Raw genomic sequence first — 24631 nt, 5'->3', positions numbered from 1 at the left:
GTCCGACCGGGCGCGCAAGCCTGGCCGAGCGGGCACGCGTGCTGGTAATGACGCCGGTGTCCGCCATCGCTCGGAGCACGAGCCTGCTGCGCTTCTGCGCGCCGTCGAGGTTGTGCGTCGGCGCGAGCCGTGACGGCGCCTGGACCATGCCCGCGAGCATCGCCGACTGCGCCAGGCTGAGGTCCTCGGGATCGCGGTTGAAATAATGGTGTGAGGCCGCGCGCAGGCCATAGACTCCGTCACCGAAATAAACGCTCGACAGGTAGCGCGAGAGGATGTCCTGCTTTGTCAGCCAGCCCTCGAGCCAGAAGGCGATGATCACCTCCTGCGCCTTGCGCTTGATGGTGCGGTCGCGGGACAGGAAGTTGGTCTTGGCGAGCTGCTGCGTGATCGTGCTTCCGCCCTGGTGCATTCCGCCTCCCTTGACGTCGGCGACGAGTGCGCGGGCGATTCCGCGCGGGTCGATGCCCCAGTGGCGGTAGAAGCGCCGGTCCTCGATCGCGACGAATGCCGCGGGCGTCAGCGGGTTGAGCCTGGTGACGTCGACCGGCGCTTCCTTGATCGCACCGTGGCGGGCGATTGGCTGGCCGTCCTCGGAGACCAGCAGGAGCGCCGGGTCCTGCAGCGGCTCGAGCGCGCGCGACAAGGGTGCCGTAATGACCAGCCAGACAAAGGTGGCAAGGAGCAGCGCTGAAACGGCGTAGAGAACGAGCGGCCAGCGGCGGCGCCTTCGCGGAGGAACAGTCCCTTCTTCAGCGACTGTCCCTTGTCCGGAAACCGCGAGCGCGAACGGATCCGGCAGTTCCTCGACCGGTACGCCGCCGCGGCTCCAGATTCCGTCCCTGTCCGTCACCTTCTCTCCGGCTGACTTAGTTAAGTAATACAGCTCGGCCGATATATCCAGAGATTTGCTGAATGGTCGCTTGCGGGTAAACCGCCGCGATGCCTCGGCTGTCCGCATTTGTGCTGCTCGCAGCTCTGACCGTTGGCGCGTCCTCGTGCCGCGACGAGCCCGAAGGCACACTCAAGGTCATGGTGATCGGCGGCGAGCCCAAGCTGCGCGATCCGGCAGCCGGGCCGCTGTCCGTGCCCGACCAGGTGCTGCTCCAGAATGTCGCGCAGGGGCTCGTTCGCTTCGACGCCGCGGGCAATATCGTCAGCGGCCTGGCCGAGCGCTGGACGGTCAGCGACGACGGGCTGAGCTACATTTTCCGCCTTGCTTCCGCTGATTGGTCCGACGGGCGGAAGATCACCGCGAGGGACGTCGCGCGGCTGATGAAGCGCGAGCTCGGCAGCCGCAGCAGGAACGGCCTCAAGGACGCGCTCGGCGCGGTCGAGGACGTGGTCGCGATGACCGACCGCGTGATTGAAATCAGGCTGCTGGCACCGCGCCCGGCGCTGCTGTCGCTTCTCGCCCAGCCGGAAATGGCGATCCTGCGTAACGGTCGCGGTACCGGCCCCTTCACCGCGGCGCGGGCTCCGGGCGGCAACCTCAAGCTCACGCGCGAGATCGTGTCCCCGGACGAAGAGACCACGACGCGGCAGGAGGTACTGCTCGGCGGCGCCGATTCCGCCGGCGCGATCAAGGCTTTCGCCGGCGCGAACATCGACGTGGTGCTGGGCGGAACCTTCGCCGATCTGCCGCTGACGAAGCGAGTCAAGCTGCCGCGCAACACCCTTCGCTTCGACCCTGCGTCGGGGCTGTTCGGGTTGGTCCCGACCACTTCCGGCGGGCCGCTCGACAAACCCGAAGTACGCCACTTGCTCAGCGAGGCGCTCGAACGCGACAGGTTCATCGCGGCGCTCGACGTGCCGGGTCTTGCAGCGCGCGCCACCTTGCTCGAACCCGGGCTCGACGGCCTGCCGGCGCCGAGCGCCCCCGCGTGGACCGCCACCCCCTACGCCGAGCGTATTTCCGAGCTCCAGGCGCGCGCGGACCGCCTGTTCCCCAAGGCTCCGAAACCGGCCATCCGTGTCGCCTTGCCCGAGGGAACAGGGGCGGGTCTGCTGTTCCAGCTGCTTCAGCGCGACTGGGGCCGGCTCGGCTTCACGGTCGAGCGCGCGAAGACCGCGGCCGACGCCGACTTCGCGCTGGTCGACGAGGTCGCTCCCTCATCTTCGCCGTCCTGGTTCCTGCGCTATTTCCACTGCGGCGCCGTGCCGGTGTGCAGCCCCGAGGCCGACCGATTGATGGACGCGGCGCGGCAGTCGCCGGTGCCGGCGCAGCGTTACGCTTTGCTCGGCCAGGCGGCGGCGCAGATTGACGAGGCGCAGCTGTTCCTGCCGATCACGGCGCCGGTGCGCTGGTCGCTGGTGTCCGATCGCATCGAGAACTTCGCCGGGAACCGTTACGCCCGCCACACGCTCACCGATCTCGAGGCGAAGCCGGACAACGGAGGCTGAAGCGATGCGGATCGACGAGCGGTTGTCTTTCCGGTCCCTGGGGACCGACCCGCAGTCGGTGCGTCAGCGAGTCGAAGCGATGGAGAAGCTGCTCGAGCGGCTGGTCGTCGTTCCGGGGATCAACAAACCGCTCGGCCTCGACGTGATCCTGGATTTCGTTCCGTTCGCTGGCCCGACTGCGGCGGCCGCGATCGGCGCCTACCTCGCCTGGGAAGCCCGCAACGTCGGAATGTCGAAGTGGCAGATCTCGCGCATGGCCGGGAACATCGGAGTCGACTGGCTGCTGGGAATGATTCCGATCGTCGGCGCAATTCCCGATTTTTTCTTCCGCTCGAACACCCGCAACCTCAGGATCATCAGGCGCCACCTCGACAAGCACCATCCTGGCACGCGCACGGTCGAAGCAAGCGCGCGAGCGGTCGAATAACCCCTAGCGCGAACGCGCCGAGGCGGCGGACACAGTGGTTGCGTACGGCACCGGCCGCCCGTCGATGTTGCCGGCCGGCGAATAGCGGCAGACGAGGAAGTCGTTCGCCGCGTTCGACGCTACCGCGCAGCCGACCCTGGTGGTCGTCGGCCACACCATCTGCGTGTAGTGGCCGACCTTCTCCCAATTGCCGCTGCGACTCACCGCCGGAAAAATACCGGGAACGAAGTCGCGTCGCTCCGATGCCCAGCGTCCGACCATCGCGTCGTAGCTGAACGCACCGCGCGTCCCCATCCACAGATTCTCGCCGGTGCCCGGGCGGGCGCGGCGGTCGGAGTGCTGGAAGCTGTTGGTCAGCGCGAGCTGCATCGCATAGCTCGCGGCGGCCTGCCCAAGCGCGGGATCCCAGGCGAGCGGCTGAACGCCGGCCTCGGCACGCGCCGCATTATGCACAGCAAGCACCCGCGCCGGGAACTGGCTCGCAACATTGTTCGCGGCAGCGGTGACCGGAGCGCCGAGACCGCCGATGATCAGCGCAGCCATCAGCGTCCGGTTGATTGAAGGTGACAAAACTCCAGCCCTCCCCCGAGGAATTACAAGAGGAATTACAAGTTGAAATTGGTGAATTCCGGTTACACGACAAGCCCTTATGCCGATCGATCGATTCGCTTTGCCGCACCTCTGACTCGTCATGGCGTGAACTTGCGCCGTCGACGGTTACTGACCGGTTATCGAAATTCCCCTTTGCGCCGGAGCAATGTCTTGCTTTAGCGGCGCCTCCCGAATCAGGAGTGATCGATGTTAAAGTTCCTGGTCGTGCTCGCTCTCGCCGGCACGATGAGCGTACCCGCCGCGGCTCAGTCGACGCAGAGTGCGCCGGTAGCAAACGACACGCAGGCGAAGCCGCAGATGATCAAGAAGAAGGTCTGCGCGGACGAAGACAATGCTTTCTCGCGGGTGAAGACCCGGACGTGCAAAACCGTCCTGGTCCCGGCCCAGCCGACGAACGGCCGGCAAGCTCCCGCACAGGGGCAGGAGCCGAACAAGGGATAGTGACGCCCGGGCCGGCCGCCGGCCCGTCGTCAGTCGCCGCTGATTCGCGGGTCGATTTCTCCGGGCGGGACGCCGTCGTCCTTGTCCTCGATGATCGGCATTCCGACGTCGCCCTGTCCGACAGTGCGCCCGGCCATCTCGAGCATCCGCTCGAGCGGCACGCGCGCGCGTTCCATCACCTCGGGCGAGAGTTCGATCCTGGGCTTGAGGTCGCGCAGCGCGACGTAGAGCTTCTCGAGCGTGTTGAGCGCCATGTACGGGCACATGTTGCAATTGCAGTTGCCGTCGCCGCCAGGGACTCCGATGAACAGCTTGCCGGGCGCCGCTTTCTCCATTTGGTGGATGATGTGGGGTTCGGTCGCAACGAGGATCGTTTGAGCCGGCGAGCTCAGCGCGAAATCGAGGATCGACCGGGTCGATCCGACATGGTCGGCGTGATCGATGATGTGCGGCGGGCACTCGGGATGCGCGGCGACCGGTGCATCGGGGTGCTCGGCCTTCAGTTTCAAAAGCTCGGTCTCGCTGAACGCCTGGTGGACGATGCAGATGCCCGGCCACAGCAGCATGTCACGGCCGGTGTGCCGCGCGAGATAGCCGCCAAGGTGCCGGTCTGGTCCGAAGATGATCTTCTGGTCCTTCGGGATCTGGTCGAGGATGATTTTCGCGCTGCTCGAGGTGACGATGACGTCGCTCAAGGCTTTCACCGCCGCCGAGCAGTTGATGTAGGTGAGCGCGATATGGTCGGGGTGCGCGGCACGGAAGGCGGCGAACTGGTCGGGCGGGCAGCTGTCCTCGAGGCTGCAGCCGGCATCCATGTCGGGCAGGATCACGGTCTTTTCGGGGCTTAGGATCTTGGCCGTCTCGGCCATGAAGCGCACGCCGCAAAAGGCGATCACGTCGGCGTCGGTCGCGGCGGCCTTGCGCGACAGGTCGAGGCTGTCGCCGACGAAATCCGCGAGGTCCTGGATCTCGGGCTTCTGGTAATAATGGGCGAGGATCACGGCATTGCGCTCGCGCTTCAGCCGCTCGATCTCGCCCAAGAGGTCGGGCCCTTTCAAACTCGTCGTCTGAACCGTCATTTCTGCTTCTCTGCGGCCCTGCGCCGCTCCGCTTCCTTGATCGCCTCCTCATATGGGGTCGAGCCGGTGATATAGCTAGGATCGTCGTTCCCGTCGGTGGGGAAGCGCGCGACGACCTTCACGTCCTTGAACCCGGCGGCGAGCAGCGGCATCGCGAAGCTGCGCTCGACCGCCTCGCGCGCCGACTGCCGTGCGAGGCGCATCGGCACCGCCGCGGTCGCCTGCTTGCGCAGGTCCGAAATGGCGCGCGCGCGATTGGCCTGGTCGAGCTGCTGGTTGGCGTTGGTCAGCGCGGAGAGGACGCCATTACCGCCATATTCCCTCACCTGGTTGATATCGACGTCGGGCCCCGCAACCTGGATCTCCGGAAGCTGCACCGTGAGCGTGCTGCTCGACCCGTTCCAGGTCACGTCTTTGGGCTGGAGCTTGGCGAGGTCGAGCTCGTAGCGGACGTCGCCTGGCAGGATCAGCGTGCGCTGCGAGCTGACGAGCCCGCCGAGCCTGTCCTGCTGGCTCGTGACGACCGAAACATAGCGTGCGGCAAAGACGGTGAGGCGGTTTTGCGCGCGCATCGACTCGAGGCTAGCGGTCGCTATGGTTTTGGGATCGGGGCTGCCGAATATCCGGTCGGCAACGCCGGTCGTGACGCCGAGCAGCACGCCGAGGATCAGCGCGGCCGCAACCATCGCGAGCACCAGCGGCTTGTTCAGGCGGCGGTCCATAGCTCTCCTTCGGACTCAACGAGGCCGCGCCGCTCGAGGTCCACGAGGTGCGCGAGCACCGACCCGCCGGCCGCCGGCACGAGCCGCGGGTCGAGCCCCGGATAGGCGCTGGCGACGATGTCCGGGATCGGCCGCGGCTTCTCGCCAACCAGCTTTAGGATTTGCTTCTCGCGCTGCATGCGATGGCCCATCAGGTGCCGGACATATTGCTGCGGGTTCGTGACCGGCTCGCCGTGGGCCGGATAATAGATGCGGTCTTCGCGCTGCCTCAGCTTGTCGAGGCTGCGCATATATTCGGCCATGTCGCCGTCGGGCGGCACCACGACGGTCGTCGACCAACACATCACATGGTCGCCGCTCAGCAAGGCGTCGCCGCAGGCGAAACACAGGTGGTTCGACGTGTGGCCGGGTGTCGCGACGGCAATGACGGGCCTGCCGTCGACCTCGACATGTTCGCCGTCGGCAAGCACCCGGTCGGGCGCATAGTCGCCGTCGAACGACGCGTCGGCGCGCGGTCCGACCGTCTCTAGCGCGAGTGGCGCGCAGCCGATGATAGGCGCGCCGGTGCGCTCCGCCAGCGGCCGCGCCGCCGGGCTGTGATCGCGATGCGTATGGGTGCACATGATCGCGATCAGCTTGCGCCCGCCAATAGCGTTAACGAGTGCGTCGACATGCTCGGGCAGGTCGGGACCCGGATCGACGACGGCGACTTCCCGCTCGCCCAGCACGTAGCTTTGCGTGCCGAAATAGGTGAATGCGCTCGGGTTGTGCGCAAGCAGGCGCGCGACCCCCGTCTCTACGTGCTCGAGCTTGGCGTAGGGCGCATTCATCGCGCTGCCTCTCGCACGAGGGGCGCCGGCTTGGCTAGCAGTTGAGGTTGAACGGCCCGTCGCTGCCGACTTCCTGGCCGGCGCGCACGATCCGCAGCTCGAGCTTGCCGCCGACGACATGACTGCAAACGTCTGCCGGAACCGCGAGGCGCATCGACTTGCCCTTCTTGAGCTGCGCGATCTGGACCTCGGCCTGTTGCTCGCCGTCGCGGACGAAGCGCAGGCTGGTGTTCGCCGGAAGGTCCTCGCCCGCGTGCACCGTCACCAAAGTGTGCCGGGTGAAGCCGGTGCACGGGCCTTCGGCCATCTCACCCGGGGTATAGCAGGTCATCGTCATCCGCGGCCGCGGCAGCATCGCGACCGACGCGCTCACCCCGCCCGCAAGGATCCGCGTCGGCGGCGGCGGCGTGGTCGGAATCGTTGGAAGCGCGGCATAATCGCGCGCCGGCGTTGACGGCGCAGTCTGGCGCGGCGCGGGCAATGCCACATTTGCAGGCTGCTTGGATTGCAGGATCGGCGGCAGCGGCGACAGGCCGTCGAGTGCCGGGCTCTTGGCCGCCGAGCGCGACGGAAGCAGAGGCGCGGGCGCTTGCAGCCGCGCGATCTCCGCATCGAGTGCCGCGACGATCTGCTCGCGGACGGGAGGCGCCATCTCCTTGTTCGCGTTCAGCTTCTCGATCGCGTCCCTGAGCGTTCCGATCCACTCGGCGTCGCTCTGCCCTTCATTACCACACAGCGTCACTTTCGACTGGTGCGGTTCGCCGCCCACGACCTCGCGCACGACAGTCTCGAATTTATGTGCGTCGCAGTTCTGGACGAGCTTCCTGGCCTTGGCGTCGGCGGCGGTAGGTTCAGGCGCCTTCTTCTTCGCCTGCGGCGCGCCGACGGCCGCCGAGACGAACCCCAGCGCCAGCGCCGCGCTCACGAAAAACATGCGCCCCTTCACCATCACCCCTTCTTTCGACCGGACGGTGAATGCCTCTTGAACCGCCAAGGGTCCAGACCGAGGATCCTACGCTGCAAGGGCTGCGGTCGCGGGGGCTTCGCTAAGCTGCTCGGCGCGCCGGGCAAACGCCGCAGGATGGAGTCGGCCGAACAGCGCTTCCATGCTGCTGTCCCAGCTGAACTGGAGCGCGCGCGCCTGCGCTTCGGCGGCCATCGCGCCGCGATCGGAATTCCACACCGCAAGGATGTTCGCAGCCATCGCTTCGGCATCGCCGACGGGACCGAGCCGGCCGACCGCGTCGCTCACCCGGTCGATCATCGCGCCGGCCTCCACGCCGACCACCGGCAGGCCCGACGCCTGGGCCTCGACGATCGAGACTCCGAAGGTCTCATCGGCCATGCCCGACACGTAGATGTCTGCGCTCGCCAGCCAGCGCGCGAGCTCGGCGCGGCCGTCGAGGTAGCCGGGCAGCACGATGCGCTCGTCGCCGGCGGCGGCGATTTCGGCCTTGAGCGGACCCTCTCCGATCAGCGCGAGCCTGGCTCCGAGCGACTCGGGCAGGCGGCGGAAAGCGTCCACGACAAGGTCGGGCTTTTTCTCACCGTCGAGGCGGCCGACATAGACCAGCAGCGGCTGGTCTGCGCTCAGCCCCAGCTTGGATCGAAGCCGCTCATCGCGCCTGGCCGGGCCGAATTCGCCCAGCTCGACTCCCAGGGGAACCACGTCGACGCCCTCGATCCCGAGCGAGCGAAGCTTCCCAGCGCCTCCGTTCTCGCTGAGCGCGAAGACCGCGTCGAAGCGCCGGTACAGCAGCCCGCAATAGCCGTAGCAGAACCGCGCCAAGGCTCCCGCGACGGGCCGCGTGAGGAACCCCGCGAGTGGCCGTTCGACGTAAACCGTCGGAAAGTCCGTCATGTAAGCGGCGACGAGCGCGGTTTCGGGGTGGCGTCTGCGGTACCCGATCGCCGCCCACGGCAGGTTGTACGCGTCCTGGCATTCGATCAGGTCGGGCCGGAACCGCTCCAGCGCCGCGCGCACGGCGCCGTTGCGCAGCATCAGGCGATAGCACGGGCTACCCGGAACGCGCGGCGAGGCGATGGTGACGGTGACCGCGCGCTCCTCCTCGACGATTTCGTCGCGCGCGCCGGGAACGATCATCAGGTGGCTGTGCGGAGTCGACTGCAGGATGTGGCGCCGCTTGTGCAGCAGATAGGTGCGCACACCGCCGCCCACGTCCGACCAGCTCTGCGTCAGGTCGCAGAAGAGTTTGGCGCCTGGCGAGCGGCGGAATGGAGGATCGTAGAGGTTCACCCGTGGCAGAAACCCAAAGCCGGCCGCAAAGTGCCATCGGCGGCATTGGGGCGAATGTGTCGGGAAATTTTACGCAAGCCCTGCCCGCCTTTCACTCGCTCAATAAAAAGCGGCTAAAATCAGCCGATTTCGCCGTTTGGCACACCCGTTGCTACTCTAATTGCGTCCACTTGGTTCCACGCCAGAAGGGGCGGTTGCAGCGGTTCTCTGGTCCCCTGCGCCGCCCCTTCCTCTTTTTCCAGTCCCTCTATCGATTTGCGAGGGAGATTTACGCCTCCGCTCCCAGCATCTGCTGCAGTTCTCCGCTTTCGAACATCTCCATCATGATGTCGGAGCCGCCGACGAACTCGCCCTTCACGTAGAGCTGGGGGACCGTCGGCCAGTCGGAATATTGCTTGATGCCCTGGCGGATCTCGGGGTCCTGGAGCACGTCGACCGTCTCATATTTGGCACCAAGCCGGTCGAGGATCGCGACCGCGCGGCTCGAAAAACCGCACTGGGGGAACAAAGCCGTTCCCTTCATGAACAGCACGATATCGTTGCTCTTCACGATCTGGTCGATACGCGCCGTGGACTCCGGCGTGGATATGTCACTCACTGGTCATCTCCGTTGGCACCGCCGTTTCGAGCTGCAGTGCGTGAAGCTCTCCCCCTACCCGCCCGCCGAGCGCCGAATAGACCGCCTGGTGCTGTCTGATCCGGCTCATTCCCGCGAAACTGTGGCTGACGACTCGCGCGGCATAATGATCGCCATCGCCGGCGAGGTCGCGAATCGTCACCTCGGCGTCGGGAATGCGCGCCTTGATCAGCCGCTCGATCTCGCTCGCCGCCATTGGCATCAGATGTTGGTCGCCTCGATGATCTGGCGGCGGGCATCGATTTCCTTGTTGCGCAGTGCCTCGACAACCTTCTCCTCGTCGATTTCGATACCGGCCGCGGTGAGGTCGCCGAGCACTTTTCTCACCACGTCATGGTCGCCGGCTTCCTCGAAGTCGGAGCGGACCACGTCCTTCGCATAAGACTCGGACTCTTCCTGCGACAGGCCCATTTGCCGCGCCGCCCATTCGCCGAGCAGGCGGTTGCGGCGCGCGGCGATGCGGAACTTCATCTCCTCGTCGTGCGCGAACTTGGACTCGAACGCGCGCTGGCGATCCTCGAACTGGCTCATCGACTTCCTCTCGGCGTTCGGTTGTGCGGTTGCGCGGCAGATAGGAGCAGCCGCAAGCGGACGCAACGCGCTAACGCTTGCGCCGGCGCCACCAGCGCGCGGCGAGAACGACGACAGCGCACGCAGCCGTGTCGGCCATCCAGTCGAAACGGTCGGCGTCCCGGTGCAGCGCGGGAATTGCCTGCGCGGCTTCAATCAGGGCGCCGAACAGCGACAGTCCGCCGATGAGCCACACGGGCGAGACGCGCGGGTAAGCGAAACTGCCGAGCAGTCCGAGCGTGGCGAACGCCGCGATGTGCTGCACCTTGTCCGACGGGTGACCGGGAAGCTCCGGCGGGTGCGGGAGCAGCGCCATCGTCAGCGCGGCGAGCGCCGCGGCCCAGAACAGCGCGCGCATCACGCGCGGCGTCACGACATTCATCGGAGCCGGTTAGCGCTTCGGTCGGGACCTGTCGTCAGGCGACGAACGATACCGCCCAGCGCGCGAAGGCGAGCCATTCCGGCGTGTTCCAGATCGCGAGCCGGAACAGCCATGAGCCGGCGAGCACCGCCGCGACGGTGATCGTCACCCAGTGGATCCGGCCGCGGCTCCGGATGTCCCAGATCGCGAGCGGCACCAGGAAGGCGAGCTGGCCGCCAATGATGATCACCGGGAACGGGATTTCCGCAGGCCACGGCAACCGGCCGATCGACGGCGGTAACAGACCGACCAGCGATCCGAGCATGAAGCGCTTGTGGACCTGCGGCTTGTCGCGGTTGAGCAGGCCGGCGAGGATCAGCCCGGTGAACACCGGGATGTCGAGCAGCGGCACCGCGAGCCAGCTCAGCGGCGGAATGCTCGGGTTGCCCGAATGGCGCTCGACGCCGTGCAGCGCGGCAAGCGTACCTATGACGATCATCACCGGAAGAAGCACGAACCCGCCGATCCCGAGCTTCATGTGGACGGCGGCCTTTCCGGCGGACATCAGGCTCACCTGCGCCATGAACAAAAGCGCCCACGAGCTGAAGACCAGCCCATGCAGCAGCACGAGCGGCGTCATCGGTAGGTACGGGTGGTAAGGCGGGACGAGTCCGCGAAAGTAGAAGCTCGGTCCGAAGCCGGCCAGGATCGTCGCCAGGATCGCGATCGCCATGCCGAGATAGAAGCGCCGCTCGGCCTCGAGCCGCGGCCGCTGTGCAGCAAGTGTCGCCATCAGCGCCTCCCCGTTGAGCGCCGATTATCATATTTCCACGCGGCGAGTCGCGCCCGAAGTGTCGATCAGTCGACGTAGTTTGCGGTCGTCTTTTCGCGCACTTCTTCCTTCGTCACGCCCGACGCCAGCTCGATCAACTTGAACGGGCTGTCGTGGTCCGGGCGCTGGAACACGGCGAGGTCGGTGATGATCATGTCGACCACGTTCTTGCCGGTCAGCGGTAGCGTGCACTCGGGGATGAACTTGGCCGCGCCGTTCTTCGACACATGCTCCATCACCACGATGATCTTCTTGACCCCGGCGACGAGGTCCATCGCCCCGCCCATGCCCTTGATCATCTTGCCCGGCACCATCCAGTTGGCGAGGTCGCCGTCTTCGCTGACTTCCATCCCGCCGAGCACGGCGAGGTCGATATGCCCGCCGCGGATCATTCCGAAGCTGGTCGCGCTGTCGAAATAGCTGGTCTGAGGAAGCTGGCTGACGGTCTGCTTGCCCGCATTGATCAAGTCCGGGTCGACCTCGTCGTCATAGGGGAACGGGCCGATGCCGAGCATCCCGTTTTCGCTCTGCAGCGTTACCGTCAGGCCGGGCGGGATGTTGTTGGCAACCAGCGTCGGGATGCCGATCCCGAGATTGACGTAATAGCCGTCGCGAAGCTCCTTCGCGGCGCGCGCCGCCATGTCGTTGCGGGTCCAGCCCTTCGTTTCAACCGTCGTTGCCATTTCACCTCCGTACCCCGGCGGAGGCCGGGGTCCAGTCTAACAATAACAGCCGCGTTCCGCGGCTCCTCGGCCCCGGCCTCTGCCAGGGTACAGGATTGGGTTACGCCGCCTCGCGCTCGCGCACCGTGCGGAACTCGATTCGCTTGTCGTAGGGACTGCCGTCGATCAGCCGGTTTACGAAGATCGAAGGCAAATGGACGCAATCCGGATCGAGCGAACCGGCCGCGACGATCTCCTCGACCTCGGCGATGCACACCTTCCCGCAGGTCGCCGCCGGCAGGTTGAAGTTGCGCGTCGTCTTGCGGAACATGAGGTTGCCGGTCTCGTCCGCCTTCCAGCCCTTGATGATCGACACATCGGCGCGGATTCCGCGCTCGAGGATGTAGGTCTCCCCGTCGAACTCTTTGTGCTCTTTCCCTTCGGCGACCTGGGTGCCGACGCCGGTCTTCGTATAGAAGCCCGGGATACCCGCGCCGCCCGCGCGCATCCGCTCCGCCAGCGTCCCCTGCGGATTGAACTCGATTTCGATCTCGCCGGCGAGGAATTGCCGCTCGAACTCCTTGTTCTCGCCGACGTAGGAGCTGATCATCTTCTTGATCTGCCGGGTGCGGAGCAGCTTGCCGAGCCCCTCGTTGTCGATGCCCGCATTGTTGGACGCGACGGTGAGATCCTTGATCCCGCTGGCGACGAGGGCATCGATCAGGCGCTCGGGGATTCCGCACAGGCCGAACCCGCCGGCGGCAATGGTCATGCCGTCGAACAGCAGCCCGTCGAGCGCGCTCTCCGCGCTGGGATAGATTTTCTGCATGGCGATGACGCAATAGAAAGGCAGCGTCGGTGGTCAAGGCCGGCACAAGAAGTTAGCAGGCAGCAATGGCCGATCACGCGACGCCCAATCTGCCCTCGCGCGACTTCGAAGCGACCTCGCGCTTCTACGGCGCGCTCGGCTTCGTCGAATCGTGGCGCGACGGCGGATGGATGATCCTCAGGCGCGGCGGCCTCACACTCGAATTCTTCCCTTACCCCGACCTCGATCCGCTGGAGAGCTCGTTCAGCTGCTGCCTCCGGCTCGACGAACTCGATCGGTTCTACTCGGCCTGCAAGGCCGCCGGGCTACTCGAGAAGCCAAGCGGCCACCCGCGCCTCAACCCGCCGCGCGTCGAAAGCTCGGGCCTCCTGATCGCCTATATGATCGATCTCGATGGTTCGCTGATCCGCCTGATCCAGAACGGCTGAGCTCAACCTTTCAGCTTCGCGAGCACGCCCTGCAGCTGCATTGCGTTGGACATGTCGCCTTCGACACGGAGCTTGCCCGTCATGAACGCGGTCATGCCGTCGAGTTCGCCCGACGCAAGCTGCTGCCAGTCGTCCCAGCCGACACGCACCGTCGTGTCCGCCGCCCCGTCCCCCTCGCTGACCTGCTGCGCGGCGCCGTCGAGCATGATCGCGCCGTGATCGCCGCCGAAATCGATCTTGACGCGCTTGCCCGGCACCCACGCCTGCCCCTGCTGCATCCGACCGACGAGTTCCTGCTTGGTCATTGGCTACTTTCTCCTTTGTCAGCAGCGCTAGCGGGGCGTTGCGGGCGCATCAAGCCGAGCCTATCTGGCGGGCATGGGATACGAAACCGACCTCAAGCTCTTCATCGACGGCGTGTGGAAAGGCTCCGATAGCGGGCACACCGTCATCAACCCGGTCAACGCCAAGCCGATTGCCGACGTGCCCTACGCGAGCGAGGCCGACCTCGATGAAGCGCTCGCTGCGAGCGAGCGCGCATGGCCCGAATGGCGCGCGCTCGACGTTGAGAAGCGCGGCGCGATCCTCCACAAGGCGGCAAAGCTGCTGCGCGAGCGCGCCGACCTCATCGCCGCGACCATGACGCAGGAGCAGGGCAAGCCGCTCGTCGAATCGAGGTCGGAAACGCTCGCCTCGGCCCAGCTGTTCGACTGGTACGCCGAGGAGGCCAAGCGCGACTATGGCCGCACCCTCGTCCGCCCGGCCGGCCAAATCAGCCGCGTGATCCGCCAGCCGGTCGGCCCCACCGCGACGTTCACCCCGTGGAACTTCCCGATCTATCTGCTCGCCAAGAAGGTCAGCGCCGCGCTCGCCGCGGGCTGCACCGTGATCTCGCGCCCGCCGCACGAGACCCCCGGCGTCGCGACCGAACTGTTCCGCGCGCTCGCCGATGCCGGCATCCCCGCGGGCGTCGCGCAGCTGGTCCACGGCGATTCCGACCTGATCAGCCGCACGCTGATCGCCAGCCGCGTGATCCGCAAGGTCAGCTTCACCGGATCGACCAATGTCGGCAAGCACCTCATGCGCCTGTGCGCCGACAGCATGACCCGGGTGACGATGGAGCTCGGCGGCCACGCCCCGGTGCTGATTTTCGACGATTGCGACCTCGAGAAGACGCTCGACATGGTCGTCCCGCAAAAATTCCGCAATGCGGGCCAGGTCTGCGTCTCGCCGACGCGCTTCTACGTCCAGCGCGGCATCTACGACGCGTTCGTCAAAGGCTTCGCCAAACGCACCGCCATGGTGAAGGTGGGCAACGGGCTCGACGACGGCGTGAAAATGGGTCCGCTCGCCAATGCGCGGCGGCCCGACGCGATCGAGAAGCTGGTGCAGGACGCGAAAGCCAAGGGCGCGCGCGTCCTCGCCGGCGGAGAGCGCGGCGAGAGCGGGTTCTTCTTCCAGCCGACGCTTCTCGCCGACGTGTCCAATGAAGCGGACATCATGAACGACGAGCCGTTCGGTCCCGTGGCCGTGTCGCGCCCGTTCGACACGTTCGACGAAGCGATCGAGCAGGCCAACCGCCTCCCCTACGGCCTCGCCGCCTTCGCCTTCACCGAGAACGGCCGCCGCGCCAACCTCATCGGCGACCTGGTCGAAAGCGGCATGGTCGGGATCAACACCTTCGCCATCAGCGGCGCCGACACGCCGTTCGGCGGGGTGAAGGATTCAGGGTTTGGCAGCGAAGGCGGGAAAGAGGGGCTGGAGAGCTACCAGGTGGTAAAGGCGATTCATCAAACGTGATTTGTCATTCCCGCGAAAGCGGGAATCCCGCTTGTTCTTGAACGCAGCGGGAGCCGCCGCTTTCGCGGGGGTGACGGCTGTGGGGCTCGAAGCTATGGCCCACGCCATGACCACGCGCACCGGCGGACGCATCCTCGTCGACCAGCTCAAGATCCAGGGCTGCGACCGCATCTTCACCGTGCCGGGCGAAAGCTTCCTCGCGGTGCTCGACGCGCTTCACGACACGTCGGAGATCGACACGGTCGTTTGCCGGCAGGAGGGCGGCGTGGCCTACATGGCCGATGCGGACGGCAAGATGACCGGCCGCCCGGGAATCGCCTTCGTCACCCGCGGGCCGGGCGCGACCAACGCCAGCGCGGGCGTCCACGTCGCCTTCCAGGATTCGACCCCGATGATCCTGTTCATCGGCGACGTCGCGCGCGGGGATCGCGAGCGCGAGGGGTTCCAGGAGATCGACTTCCCCGCATTCTTCGCGCCGATCGCCAAATGGGCGGCGCGGATCGAGGATGCGCGGCGCATTCCCGAGTTCCTCTACCGCGCGTACCGCGTCGCCACTGCGGGGCGGCCCGGTCCGGTCGTGCTCGCGCTGCCCGAGGACATGCTGCGCGACGAGGTCGAGGCCGAGGATCGGCCGTGCGTCCCGCCGCTCGCCGAAGCGCCCGATCCGGGCGCGGTGCAGGCGCTGTTCGAGCTGCTCAAGGAAGCGGCGTCGCCGGTGGCGATCGTCGGCGGCGCCGACTGGAGCCCGCGCGCCGCGCACCATTTCGCCAATTTCGCCTTTCGCTACGGGATCCCGATTGCCGCCGCGTTCCGCCGCCAGGACTCGGTCGACAACAATTGCGGGGTCTATGCCGGCAACCTCGGCTACGGCCCCAATCCCAAGCTCCAGCAGCGCATCCGCGACGCGGACCTGGTCCTCGCCGTCGGCCCAAGGCTCGGCGAGGCCACGACCGACGGCTATACCCTCGTCACCCCCGACCATCCCGGCCAGACGCTCGTTCACGTCCACCCCGACCCCAACGAGCTCGGCCGAGTCTACCACGCAAACCTGCCGATCTGCGCCGACATGGGCGAGTTCGCCGAGATGATCGACGAGTGGATCGACCCCGACCTCGTGCGCTTCTCGTGCGGCGAGGACGCGCACAAGGAATGGCTCAATTGGTCGGAGCCGAAGCCGCTGGAAGGCGTGAAGCTGGACCTCGGCCCCTGCGTCGCCGCGATGCGCGACAAGCTCCCGGAGAACACGATCGTCTGCAACGGCGCCGGCAATTTTTCGGGCTGGTGGCACCGCTACTGGCGCTACGGTGCGATGCCGACGCAGCTTGCGCCCACCTCGGGCACGATGGGCTACGGCCTGCCCGCTTCGGTCGCCGCAGCGCTGCGCTTTAGGGACCGGCCGGTGGTGTGCGTCGCCGGCGACGGCGACTTCCTGATGAACGGCCAGGAGCTGGCGACCGCCGCTCAGTACGGCGCCGACCTGCTGATCGTGCTGGTCGACAATTCCAGCTACGGCACCATCCGCATGCACCAGGAGCGCGAATATCCGGATCGCATTTCCGCGACGCAGCTCAGCAACCCGGACTTTGCCGCGCTCGCGCGGGCGTACGGAGGCTGGGCGGAGACGGTCGAGACGACGGAAGCATTCGCGCCGGCGCTCGACGAGGCACTAAAGCGCAAGGGCATCCGCCTGATCCACTGCAGGACCGACATCGAGCAGATCAGCAACGCGACGACGATTTCAAAGCTGCGCGAGAAGGCGAAGCGCTAGCGCTCGTCCTCGACTTGCCATGCCTGCCGGAACAGCCAGGCGTGGATATCAATCTTCTCCTGGAGTTTCGCCGAGCGGCTGTCCGCGGCCTTTCGCGGCGGAGGCGGCATTTCGTCGGCCGGGAACCGAGCGACCAGCTCGTCGAAATGGCTCCCGAAGCTGCCCTTATGCACCCGGCGTCGGTGCGGCATGATCTCCTCCGCATCCCAAAAGTACCGAGCTCCCAAATGCATACGCGCGAATGCGGCGAATCGCTCCCGGAATAATCGTCCAAAGCGAAGGGATGTCCGGATTCAGGTCACAAGGTTGGCGTCGCGGAACAAACGCCAGCGGCCGTCTTCACACTTGCGCAGGATCGTCAGCGTGTAGCCTGAGCGGCGTAGCGGCTCGCCTCCCGCCGGCATCAGCGTCAGGTCGATGCGGTTGCGAATCCACGCCCGGTCCCCGATCACCTCGACCTCGCGGATCTCGGCGCCGCCATCCAGTTCAACGTCGCGCATGGCTTCCGAGATCGATCGGAACTGCTCTTTGCCGAATGGCTCGCGGCCCGGAGTGATGAAGAGCACGTCGTCGGTCATCAGCTCGAGCACGGCGGCGGTGTCGCCGCGGCGGCTGGCGTCCATCCAGGTCTCGACCAGCTCCCGGATCTCGCGTTCGTCGTCGTTCATGGCCCCCTCCTTTGACTACAATCCGAACGGATAAGTCTCTTCCGTCCCGACATGCTCGCCGGGACGAGCCTCGCCCGGCAGCGGAGTCACCGCGCTGGTCTCGTCGAACCACACCCAGCCGTCGAACTGCTTCGCCAGGATTGCCTCGCTATAGTGGCTCCAGCGCTCGGTTTCGGGGCGGTAGATGACCCCGATGAACCGCTCGAGCCGAGGCTCCATCAGCTCCTCGCGGACATCGCGCCCGACCTCTCCTTCGCGCAGGTCGAGGAGGAAGCGCTCGACGCCGCTGTCGTGGCTCATCCGCTCGTGGCTCCCGGACAGCGACGGGCGGACGCGCTTGGTCTTCATCGGCTGGTCCCAGTCGTCTGCGGCCGCGACTGTCCCGGTATGCGTGCCGAAGCCGATCAGCCGTGCTCGCGAGTCCCACTTCTCCTTGACCAGCTGGCCGATGTTGATCTCCTCGCGCCGCTGACCCATGTCGGTGAACGCCGCGTTGCCGATGTGGCTGTTGTGCGCCCACACGATCGCCTTCGCACTCGGGCCCTTCGCATCCAGGACCATGCTGAGCGTCTCGAACATGTGCGTGTCGCGCAAATTCCAGCTCTCCGCCGAGCCGTGGTACATGACGCGGTAATAAGCCTCGGCATCCTTCACCAGCCGCGCGTTGGCGGCCGCGTCGAGCCACTCCTCGCACTCGGGGCCGAAGCAGTCGACCTGCTTCCGGAGCAGGTCCTTGAGCATCTGGATCACACCGACCTCACAGCGGGCATAGCCTTCGATCAGCGAGTGACGGCCGTAAATCGCGGGATCCTCGGCCCACGGGTCGAGGCAGCCGTAGCGGCGGTGCGCCAGCGCGGCGAGTTCCGGATCCTCCTCCTCGAGGAAGTCGATCACCGCCCGCATGGAGCCGCCGAGATTGTAGAGGTCGAGACCGTAAAAGCCGCACATCCGGTCGTAGGCAAGGTTCTCATTGTGCCGCCGCATCCAGCGTACGAAGCCGTCGACTTCCTCGTTGCGCCACATCCACATCGGGAAGCGTTCGAAGGCTTTGAGCTCGCCCTCGCGCCACGGGCGGTGACGGACGTAGCGGTCGATCGTCGCGCAATCGGGCCAGTCACCCTCTACCGCGACGATGGTGAATCCGTGCCGCTCGATCAGACGGCGCGAGATAGCGGCCCGGGCACGGTAGAATTCGCTCGTACCGTGGCTCGCTTCGCCGAGGCACATCACGCGCGCGTCGGCGAAACGGTCGAAGATTGTCCCGAACTCCTCGTCGTCGATGTCGGGTAAAGGCTCGGCGGCGTCGGCGATCAGCCGCGGCAGGGTTTCGAGTTCGGTTTCAAGCATCTTTCCAGCCCTCTTCCCCGATCAGGGGAACGAACCGCACGCCGCCGAGGTTCTCGCGATCCACCGTTCCGTCGGGTCGTTTGGTCACCCTGACCAGTTCCTGCACCCAGCCGGGACTGCCGAGCGGCATGACGATCTTTCCGCCGTCGGCAAGCTGGTCGAGCAGCGCGTTGGGCACATGGCTGCCGCTCGCAGCGGCGAGAATTGCGTCGAACGGCGCTTCATCCGGACAGCCCTTGGTGCCGTCGCCCTCGACGATGATGACATTGTCGCAGCCGAGGCGCTGCAGCCGCTCGCGCGCAACCTCGACGAGGTCGTGCTGCCGCTCGATGCCAATGACCTTGCCGGCGATTCGGCTGATCACCGCGGCGGCGTATCCGGAGCCGGCACCCACCTCGAGAACCTTGTCGCCCGGCTTGATGCCGGCGGCCTCGATCATCAGGGCGACGATGTAGGGCTGCGAGATAGTTTGGCCCGCCTCGATCGGCAGCGGATGGTCGCCGTAAGCGCGGTGCGCATATTCCGCGCCGATGAACGCCTCGCGCGGTACCGCCAGGAAGGCATCCAGGATCGGCTGCCGGGTGATCCCGCGACGCCGCAGCTGCCGCTCCACCATTGCCTCGCGATCGGCGGCGAAGTCTGTCATGGTCTCGCCATGGTCCACCTCCGGACCTTTCACGAAACCCGTGAACAAGGGGGGCCGTTCCGATGAAAGACCAGGAACTCCGTTTCACCGGCTCCGTACCCGAGAAATACGACCGGCTGATGGTGCCGCTCATCTTCCGCCCTTATGCGGAGGAGCTGGCGCGGCGTGCGCGTGCTTTCAGCCCGACGCGCCTGCTGGAAACCGCGGCAGGAACGGGCGCTGTCACGCAGGCGCTGCACGAGGCGCTGCCGGACTCGGAAATCGTCGCGACCGACCTCAACCAGCCGATGCTTGACGTGGCCGCGGCGCGAGTCAGGTCGGACCGCGTGCGCTTCGTCGAGGCCGACGCGCAGGAGCTGCCGTTCGAGGACGGCACCTTCGACCTTGTCGTCTGCCAGTTCGGATCGATGTTCTTTCCGGACAAGGTGCGCGGGCATGCCGAGGCACGGCGGGTGCTGCGCGGCGGCGGTCATTATTTGCTCGCCATCTGGGACCGGATCGACCGCAACCCGCTCAGCGAAGCAGCGCAGCAGGTGCTGATCGACCTCTTTCCCGATGACCCCCCGCTGTTCATGCGCGATGGCCCGTTCGGCTACCACGACCCGGTCCGGATCGAATCGGACCTGCACGACGCGGGTTTCAACACAGTCGACATCGAAACGGTCGAGCTGCGCAGTCGCAGTCCGTCCGCGACGGATGCCGCTGCGGCGCTCTGCTACGGCACGCCGATGGGAGTCGAGATCGAGGACCGCGCGCCCGGGACTCTCGATCGCGCGGTCGAGCGCGTGGAGGAAGCGTTTCGAAGGTTCGAAGGCCCCGGGGGCATCGACGCGCCGATGGCGGCGCATGTGGTGACCGCGACCGGCTAACCGCACCGCGGCTTTACCGGCCCGGGTGCCCGTCTATGGTGCCGCAATGGCGAATTATCAAAAGATCATCGAGCTGCGGCCCGAAATGGCCGATTTCATGGAGAACCGGCGCAAAATCGCTCTGCGCGGCGACGTCCTCACCTATTGGCCGAATACCCGCACCGACAGCTTCACGACCGACAGCGCCGGCTTCCGGCACAGCACCTTCAGCGGAAAGACGCTGTCGCTCTCCGACTGCATCCACAGCGGGCGCTACGGGATCGCGCTCGGCGCAAGCAACCTGTTCGGCTTCGGCGTCGGCGGGAACGAGAATTGCCTGCCGTCGCTGCTTGCCGATCGCTTCGGATTCCCGTTCGCCAATGGCGCCATGCCGGGAGCGAACAGCCGCAACCTTCACTCGCTGCTGGTCGGGCTGATCGCGGGCACGAAGAAGCCGCCCGAGGTCGTGATCCTGTCTAACGGCGGCGATCTCTCCGGCTTCTGCGAGTCCTCGCTCGCCGACCCGATCTTCGGCTCGCCCAACCGCGCCCAGCTCAAATCGATCCGGACGAGTGCCGACAATGCCGACCCGGAGAAGAACTTCCCGAGCCTGCTCGCCTTTTCGGCGATGTGGACGTCGGCCGTCGCAAGGGTCTGCCGTCTCAACGGCATCCCGTTCGTGCTGCTTCACCAGTCGACATTCTTCGAGAAGACGAAGCCGACCGGGATCGAGCTGGAGTGCGGTCTCGGCGAGGTTTTCCACCCGTCGCAGGAGCAGCAGTTCGCAAACCACCGCAAGTTCGATGAGCCCTTCTACGCCAACCGCCGCGCACTGGCCGAGAGCCGCGGCATCGCGCTTGCCGGCGCGGCCACCGACGACATCCGCTTCATCGATGAATTCCATTGCGACAAGGACGGTTTCCGGGTCGTGGCCCAGGCGGTCGGTGACAAGATCGAGACCGTGCTCGCCGCTCAGCGCTCCGGCGAGGGGGTGAAAGAACCCGCGCCTGCTGCGCAGTAGCGCAATCCACAAGAGATCTGCGGCCAAGCTTTACCATCGCTCGTGGCGGGCTATTGCCGGCACATGGCAAATTATCAGAAGATCACCGAGATCTGGCCCGAAGTGGCCGACTTCCTCGAAAACCAGCGCAAGATCGGTTTGCGCGGCGACGTCCTGACCTATTGGCCGAACACGCGCTGCGACAGCTTCAGCACGGATTCCGCTGGATACCGTCACAGCACCTTCGCAGGAAAAACCTATTCGGTCTCGGACTGCCTTCGCAGCGAGCGATACGGCATCTCGCTCGGCTCCAGCATCATGTTCGGCTTCGGCATTGCCGGAAACGAGAACAGCGGTCCGTCGATCGGCGCGGAACGCCTCGGATTTCCCTTCGCCAATGCCTCAATGCCGGGCGCCAGCAGCCGCAACCTTCATTCGCTGCTGACCGGGCTGCTGAGCGGAGCCAGGCGGAAGCCGCAAGTCGTGGTCTTCTCGAACGATGGCGACCTCGGCGGATTCTGCACCTCGTCGATGGCCGACCCCATCTTCGGCTCCCCCAACATATCGCAGCAAAGGACGGTCCAGAAAGACGGCGACAGCGCCGACGCGGACAAAAATTTCCCGAGCCTGCTGTCATTCACGAGCCTCTGGACTGCGGCGATCGCCCGCCTGTGCCGTGCCAACGGCATTCCGCTCGTCCTGCTCCACCAGTCGAGCTTCTTCGAGAAGGCGGATCCGACCGCGACAGAGCTCGGGTGCGGCCTCGGCGAGGTCTTCTATCCGTGGCAGGAAACGCAGTTCGCCAACCACCGCAAGTTCAACAAGCCCTTCTTCGCGCACCGCGAGGCCCTGGCGAAGGCGCTCTCCATTCCGCTTGCGGGCACGACGGAGGACGTCACCTTCATCGACGAATTCCATGCCGACAAGGACGGCACGCGCCAAGTCACGGAGGCTGTCGCGGACAGAATCGAAGCGATGATCGAGCGCCAACCCGCCGAACACACGGCGAGCGAGTCCGCAGCGGCTACCCCGGCCTAGCTCCAGTCCTCGACTCTCAGGCCCGGGATGGCCCGGAAGTCGCGCGGATTGGCAGTTACGAGAGTCAAGTCGTTCGTAAGGGCAGTGACGGCAATCATCCGATCGATGATGACCCGGCGAGAAAAGCCGATAACCGCGATGGTGCGTGCATAAGCTTCGGCCTCCGCTGAAGTGAACGGCAATTCGACGAAGCTCTCGACGATCTCCGCAATGCGGCGCTTCATCTCAGGGTCCACGCGTCCGTCGACGGCTGCGCCGGCATGCAATTCCACGGTTGAAATGACCGACAAGAAGCCGCCCTCATCGAAGCGGGAGTGTGCCGTCGCGAAATCTCTGCCGCCCTCAACCAGATCAATGAGAACGTTCGTATCGAGGAGGTACCCCAATCAGTCCCACTTCCGCTTGGGAAACTCGATGCGAACGCGCTTCATCTTGCGCTCTGGCGCTGGGAGCTTTTCGAGCGCTTCGATCAGCTGCGCGACAGTCTTCTTGCCTTTTGGACTTACCGTCAGCGTCTCGCCGACCTTCCGGATAGTCACCTCAACATCAGGACCGAAGGCGACTTCCTTCGGCAGCCGCAGCGCTTCGCTGTTGCCGCTCTTGAACGTCTTGCTGTCGACCTCGATCATTGGCGATGTATATACGCGTATATACGCGTCAAATCAATCCGGCGAGCGGGCTGCTGGGGTCGGCGTAGCGGCGCTTGGCCATGCGGCCGGCGAGATAGGAGAGCCGCCCCGCTTCGACCGCAGCCTTCATCGCGCGGGCCATCAGCACCGGCTCTTTCGCTTCGGCGATCGCGGTGTTCATCAGCACGCCGTCGCAGCCGAGCTCCATCGCCACCGCGGCATCGCTCGCTGTCCCGACTCCGGCGTCGACCAGAACGGGCACGCCGGCGCCCTCGACGATCAGGCGGATGGTCACCCGGTTCTGGATCCCGAGGCCAGAGCCGATCGGCGCGCCCAGCGGCATGATCGCAACCGCGCCGGCCTCCTCGAGCTGCTTGGCGGCGATCGGGTCGTCGACGCAATAGACCATCGGCTCGAAGCCTTCCTTCACCAGCACTTCGGTCGCGCGCAGAGTCTCGCGCATGTCGGGGTAAAGCGTCTTGGCTTCGCCGAGCACCTCGAGCTTGACGAGGTTCCACCCGCCCGCCTCGCGCGCCAGCCGCAGCGTCCGGATCGCGTCCTCGGCGGTGAAGCAGCCGGCGGTGTTCGGAAGGTAGGTGATCTTCGTCGGGTCGATGAAGTCGGTGAGCCTGGGCTGGTTCGGGTCGGAGATGTTGACCCGCCGCACCGCCACGGTGACGATCTCGGCACCCGAAGCCTCGAGCGCGGCCGCATTCTCCTCGAAGCTCTTGTACTTGCCGGTGCCGACGATCAGGCGCGAGGTGAAGCTGCGCCCGGCGACCGTCCAGCTATCCGCCTGCACCTGGTTCGGAGCGTTCACTCAACCTCCTCCGACGAAATGCACGATCTCGAAATCGTCGCCGTCCTCGACGCGCACCTCGCGCAACGTGGAGCGCGGGATGACCTCGAGGTTGCGCTCGACCGCAACGCGCAGCGGGTCGAGGCCGAGCAGGCTCACCATCTCGGCCACGCTCGTTCCGCCCGGCACATGCCGGTGCTCGCCATTGACGCGTACAGAGAGGCCGGGGTCGAGACTCATTGACAAAGGGCAGATAGGAGGCTCCACGCCGGGTCGCAAATGACCGACACCATATTCGTTCTCAACGGCCCCAATCTCAACCTGCTCGGCACCCGCGAGCCCCGCATCTACGGCACGCAGACGCTCGCCGACATCGAGGCAACCCTCCAGCAGCGCGCGAAGGCCCTCAAGCTCGCGCTCGACGTCCGCCAGTCGAACCACGAGGGCGTGCTGGTCGACTGGATGCACGAGGCGCTCGCCAAGGCCTCGGCGGTGATCGTCAACGCGGGCGCCTATGCACACAGCTCGATCGCCCTGCGCGACGCCGCGGCGGCGCTGCCGATTCCGGTGATCGAGGTGCATCTGACCAACATCTACGCCCGCGAGGGTTTTCGCCGCCAAAGCCTGATCGGCCAGGTCTCGCGCGGTTCGATCATCGGCATGGGGCCACTCGGCTACCTGCTCGCACTGGACGCAGCGGCGCACCTCTGCAAGGGAGCGGGCGCGGCGCAGGCGAAGAGCCAGATTCAATAGGGCCAGATTCAACTAGGGGACTGTAAATGGCCGAAGCCTCCAAGGGCGACAAAGGCGGCGCAATGCGTATCGATCCGGGCCTGGTTCGCGAGCTCGCGCAGCTGCTCACCGACAATGCGCTGACCGAGATCGAAGTCGAGGACGGCGACCGCCGCATCAAGGTGAGCCGCGAGCCCGCCGCCGTCATCAGCGCAGCTGCGGCGCCCGCTCTCGCCGGCGCACCGGCGCTCAGCGCACCGCCGATG

At 66.0% G+C, this 24631-nt stretch carries 31 protein-coding genes and 2 pseudogenes; 11 read left to right on the top strand and 22 right to left on the bottom strand.

Features of this window, described 5'->3' with window-relative positions; translation table 11 throughout:
• A partial coding sequence (locus tag GH737_RS03730; protein WP_230558609.1) for a transglycosylase domain-containing protein occupies positions 1–853 on the bottom strand: 853 nt, incomplete at its 3' end.
• 110 nt (positions 854–963) lie between these two features.
• Here GH737_RS03730 and GH737_RS03725 point away from each other — a divergent pair.
• Entirely contained in the window at positions 964–2403 is a 1440-nt protein-coding gene (locus GH737_RS03725) for an ABC transporter substrate-binding protein (protein WP_196232960.1), read from the top strand.
• 4 nt (positions 2404–2407) lie between these two features.
• Entirely contained in the window at positions 2408–2830 is a 423-nt protein-coding gene (locus GH737_RS03720) for a DUF4112 domain-containing protein (protein ID WP_155263514.1), read from the top strand.
• 3 nt (positions 2831–2833) lie between these two features.
• On the opposite strand, the gene GH737_RS03715 is transcribed toward GH737_RS03720, so the two are convergent.
• Positions 2834–3373 carry a CAP domain-containing protein gene (locus tag GH737_RS03715; RefSeq protein ID WP_230558608.1) on the bottom strand — a complete coding sequence of 180 codons (540 nt, stop codon included), beginning with the start codon at positions 3371–3373 and terminating at the stop codon, positions 2834–2836.
• Positions 3374–3628: 255 nt separating this feature from the next.
• Between GH737_RS03715 and GH737_RS03710 the strand changes: the two genes are divergently transcribed.
• A complete protein-coding gene (locus GH737_RS03710; RefSeq protein WP_155263513.1) occupies positions 3629–3883 on the top strand; it encodes a hypothetical protein in 255 nt (84 codons plus the stop codon).
• A 29-nt stretch (positions 3884–3912) separates the two neighbouring features.
• On the opposite strand, the gene nadA is transcribed toward GH737_RS03710, so the two are convergent.
• The 12 genes from nadA to GH737_RS03650 form a co-directional block, all read right to left on the bottom strand.
• Complete coding sequence (gene nadA / locus GH737_RS03705; protein WP_155263512.1) at positions 3913–4962, bottom strand: quinolinate synthase NadA; 1050 nt, start codon at positions 4960–4962, stop codon at positions 3913–3915.
• Positions 4959–5684 (bottom strand): DUF4230 domain-containing protein, encoded by a 726-nt coding sequence (locus GH737_RS03700; protein WP_230558607.1) that lies wholly within the window; start codon positions 5682–5684, stop codon positions 4959–4961. Before GH737_RS03700 ends, nadA begins: the two co-directional genes overlap by 4 nt.
• The gene (locus GH737_RS03695; protein ID WP_155263511.1) at positions 5669–6514 is read right to left on the bottom strand and encodes an MBL fold metallo-hydrolase; all 846 of its coding nucleotides are present in this window, start codon (positions 6512–6514) and stop codon (positions 5669–5671) included. Before GH737_RS03695 ends, GH737_RS03700 begins: the two co-directional genes overlap by 16 nt.
• Positions 6515–6548: 34 nt before the next feature.
• Positions 6549–7463, bottom strand: coding sequence for a hypothetical protein (locus tag GH737_RS03690; protein WP_155263510.1), 915 nt, complete (start codon positions 7461–7463; stop codon positions 6549–6551).
• 63 nt (positions 7464–7526) lie between these two features.
• Positions 7527–8771, bottom strand: a complete 1245-nt coding sequence (locus tag GH737_RS03685) for a glycosyltransferase (RefSeq protein WP_155263509.1) — start codon at positions 8769–8771, stop codon at positions 7527–7529.
• A gap of 268 nt (positions 8772–9039) precedes the next feature.
• Positions 9040–9369: a Grx4 family monothiol glutaredoxin gene (grxD, locus tag GH737_RS03680; protein ID WP_196232959.1), complete on the bottom strand. Its 330-nt coding sequence runs from the start codon at positions 9367–9369 to the stop codon at positions 9040–9042.
• Positions 9362–9610, bottom strand: coding sequence for a BolA family protein (locus GH737_RS03675; protein WP_155263508.1), 249 nt, complete (start codon positions 9608–9610; stop codon positions 9362–9364). Before GH737_RS03675 ends, grxD begins: the two co-directional genes overlap by 8 nt.
• Positions 9610–9939 (bottom strand): DUF1476 domain-containing protein, encoded by a 330-nt coding sequence (locus GH737_RS03670; protein WP_155263507.1) that lies wholly within the window; start codon positions 9937–9939, stop codon positions 9610–9612. The genes GH737_RS03675 and GH737_RS03670 overlap by 1 nt, the downstream gene beginning before the upstream one ends.
• A gap of 70 nt (positions 9940–10009) precedes the next feature.
• On the bottom strand, positions 10010–10360 hold the full coding sequence (locus GH737_RS03665; RefSeq protein ID WP_155263506.1) for a VanZ family protein: 351 nt from the start codon (positions 10358–10360) through the stop codon (positions 10010–10012).
• 34 nt (positions 10361–10394) lie between these two features.
• Positions 10395–11132 (bottom strand): hypothetical protein, encoded by a 738-nt coding sequence (locus tag GH737_RS03660; protein ID WP_155263505.1) that lies wholly within the window; start codon positions 11130–11132, stop codon positions 10395–10397.
• A 65-nt stretch (positions 11133–11197) separates the two neighbouring features.
• Complete coding sequence (locus tag GH737_RS03655; RefSeq protein WP_155263504.1) at positions 11198–11854, bottom strand: CoA transferase subunit B; 657 nt, start codon at positions 11852–11854, stop codon at positions 11198–11200.
• A gap of 100 nt (positions 11855–11954) precedes the next feature.
• The gene (locus GH737_RS03650; protein ID WP_155263503.1) at positions 11955–12662 is read right to left on the bottom strand and encodes a CoA transferase subunit A; all 708 of its coding nucleotides are present in this window, start codon (positions 12660–12662) and stop codon (positions 11955–11957) included.
• 65 nt (positions 12663–12727) lie between these two features.
• Here GH737_RS03650 and GH737_RS03645 point away from each other — a divergent pair, with 65 nt between their 5' ends.
• Positions 12728–13090 (top strand): bleomycin resistance protein, encoded by a 363-nt coding sequence (locus tag GH737_RS03645; protein ID WP_155263502.1) that lies wholly within the window; start codon positions 12728–12730, stop codon positions 13088–13090.
• A 2-nt stretch (positions 13091–13092) separates the two neighbouring features.
• Here GH737_RS03645 and GH737_RS03640 read toward each other — a convergent pair whose 3' ends face one another.
• A complete protein-coding gene (locus GH737_RS03640; RefSeq protein WP_155263501.1) occupies positions 13093–13395 on the bottom strand; it encodes an SCP2 sterol-binding domain-containing protein in 303 nt (100 codons plus the stop codon).
• Between the two features lie 73 nt (positions 13396–13468).
• Here GH737_RS03640 and GH737_RS03635 point away from each other — a divergent pair, with 73 nt between their 5' ends.
• Together GH737_RS03635 and GH737_RS03630 are read left to right on the top strand one after the other, a co-directional pair.
• Positions 13469–14890, top strand: coding sequence for an NAD-dependent succinate-semialdehyde dehydrogenase (locus GH737_RS03635; protein ID WP_155263500.1), 1422 nt, complete (start codon positions 13469–13471; stop codon positions 14888–14890).
• Positions 14891–14996: 106 nt separating this feature from the next.
• A complete protein-coding gene (locus tag GH737_RS03630) occupies positions 14997–16658 on the top strand; it encodes a thiamine pyrophosphate-binding protein (RefSeq protein WP_155263499.1) in 1662 nt (553 codons plus the stop codon).
• On the opposite strand, the gene GH737_RS03625 is transcribed toward GH737_RS03630, so the two are convergent.
• The 4 genes from GH737_RS03625 to GH737_RS15705 all read right to left on the bottom strand — a co-directional run bounded on the left by GH737_RS03625 (position 16655) and on the right by GH737_RS15705 (position 19319).
• On the bottom strand, positions 16655–16849 hold the full coding sequence (locus tag GH737_RS03625) for a hypothetical protein (protein ID WP_155263498.1): 195 nt from the start codon (positions 16847–16849) through the stop codon (positions 16655–16657). The two genes, GH737_RS03630 and GH737_RS03625, sit on opposite strands and share 4 nt — an antisense overlap.
• Before the next feature lie 102 nt (positions 16850–16951).
• Positions 16952–17326, bottom strand: coding sequence for a YybH family protein (locus GH737_RS03620; protein WP_155263497.1), 375 nt, complete (start codon positions 17324–17326; stop codon positions 16952–16954).
• Positions 17327–17341: 15 nt separating this feature from the next.
• Positions 17342–18673, bottom strand: coding sequence for an erythromycin esterase family protein (locus GH737_RS03615; RefSeq protein WP_230558606.1), 1332 nt, complete (start codon positions 18671–18673; stop codon positions 17342–17344).
• A complete protein-coding gene (locus GH737_RS15705; RefSeq protein ID WP_230558605.1) occupies positions 18666–19319 on the bottom strand; it encodes a protein-L-isoaspartate(D-aspartate) O-methyltransferase in 654 nt (217 codons plus the stop codon). The genes GH737_RS03615 and GH737_RS15705 overlap by 8 nt, the downstream gene beginning before the upstream one ends.
• 62 nt (positions 19320–19381) lie before the next feature.
• On the opposite strand from GH737_RS15705, the gene GH737_RS03610 reads away from it, so the two are divergent.
• From GH737_RS03610 to GH737_RS03600, 3 genes are all read left to right on the top strand, one after another.
• Positions 19382–20188, top strand: a complete 807-nt coding sequence (locus GH737_RS03610) for a class I SAM-dependent methyltransferase (protein ID WP_155263496.1) — start codon at positions 19382–19384, stop codon at positions 20186–20188.
• 46 nt (positions 20189–20234) lie between these two features.
• On the top strand, positions 20235–21188 hold the full coding sequence (locus GH737_RS03605; RefSeq protein WP_155263495.1) for a hypothetical protein: 954 nt from the start codon (positions 20235–20237) through the stop codon (positions 21186–21188).
• A gap of 63 nt (positions 21189–21251) precedes the next feature.
• Positions 21252–22205, top strand: a complete 954-nt coding sequence (locus GH737_RS03600) for an SGNH/GDSL hydrolase family protein (protein ID WP_155263494.1) — start codon at positions 21252–21254, stop codon at positions 22203–22205.
• Here GH737_RS03600 and GH737_RS03595 read toward each other — a convergent pair.
• The 3 genes and pseudogenes from GH737_RS03595 to thiS all read right to left on the bottom strand — a co-directional run bounded on the left by GH737_RS03595 (position 22202) and on the right by thiS (position 23873).
• Positions 22202–22591: a PIN domain-containing protein gene (locus GH737_RS03595; protein ID WP_155263493.1), complete on the bottom strand. Its 390-nt coding sequence runs from the start codon at positions 22589–22591 to the stop codon at positions 22202–22204. The two genes, GH737_RS03600 and GH737_RS03595, sit on opposite strands and share 4 nt — an antisense overlap.
• Positions 22592–22834 (bottom strand): antitoxin, encoded by a 243-nt coding sequence (locus tag GH737_RS03590; protein ID WP_155263492.1) that lies wholly within the window; start codon positions 22832–22834, stop codon positions 22592–22594.
• A 28-nt stretch (positions 22835–22862) separates the two neighbouring features.
• Positions 22863–23873, bottom strand: a pseudogene (thiS, locus tag GH737_RS03585) (sulfur carrier protein ThiS).
• A 39-nt stretch (positions 23874–23912) separates the two neighbouring features.
• On the opposite strand from thiS, the gene aroQ reads away from it, so the two are divergent.
• Both aroQ and GH737_RS15120 read left to right on the top strand, forming a co-directional pair.
• Positions 23913–24386, top strand: a complete 474-nt coding sequence (gene aroQ / locus GH737_RS03575; protein ID WP_155263490.1) for a type II 3-dehydroquinate dehydratase — start codon at positions 23913–23915, stop codon at positions 24384–24386.
• A gap of 26 nt (positions 24387–24412) precedes the next feature.
• A pseudogene (locus GH737_RS15120) lies at positions 24413–24631 on the top strand (acetyl-CoA carboxylase biotin carboxyl carrier protein); the annotation flags it as partial.

Source organism: Sphingomonas segetis (assembly GCF_009720245.1).
In the GTDB taxonomy this organism is placed as follows: Bacteria; Pseudomonadota; Alphaproteobacteria; order Sphingomonadales; family Sphingomonadaceae; genus Sphingomicrobium; species Sphingomicrobium segetis.
This window is presented reverse-complemented; position numbering and strand designations above follow the sequence as displayed.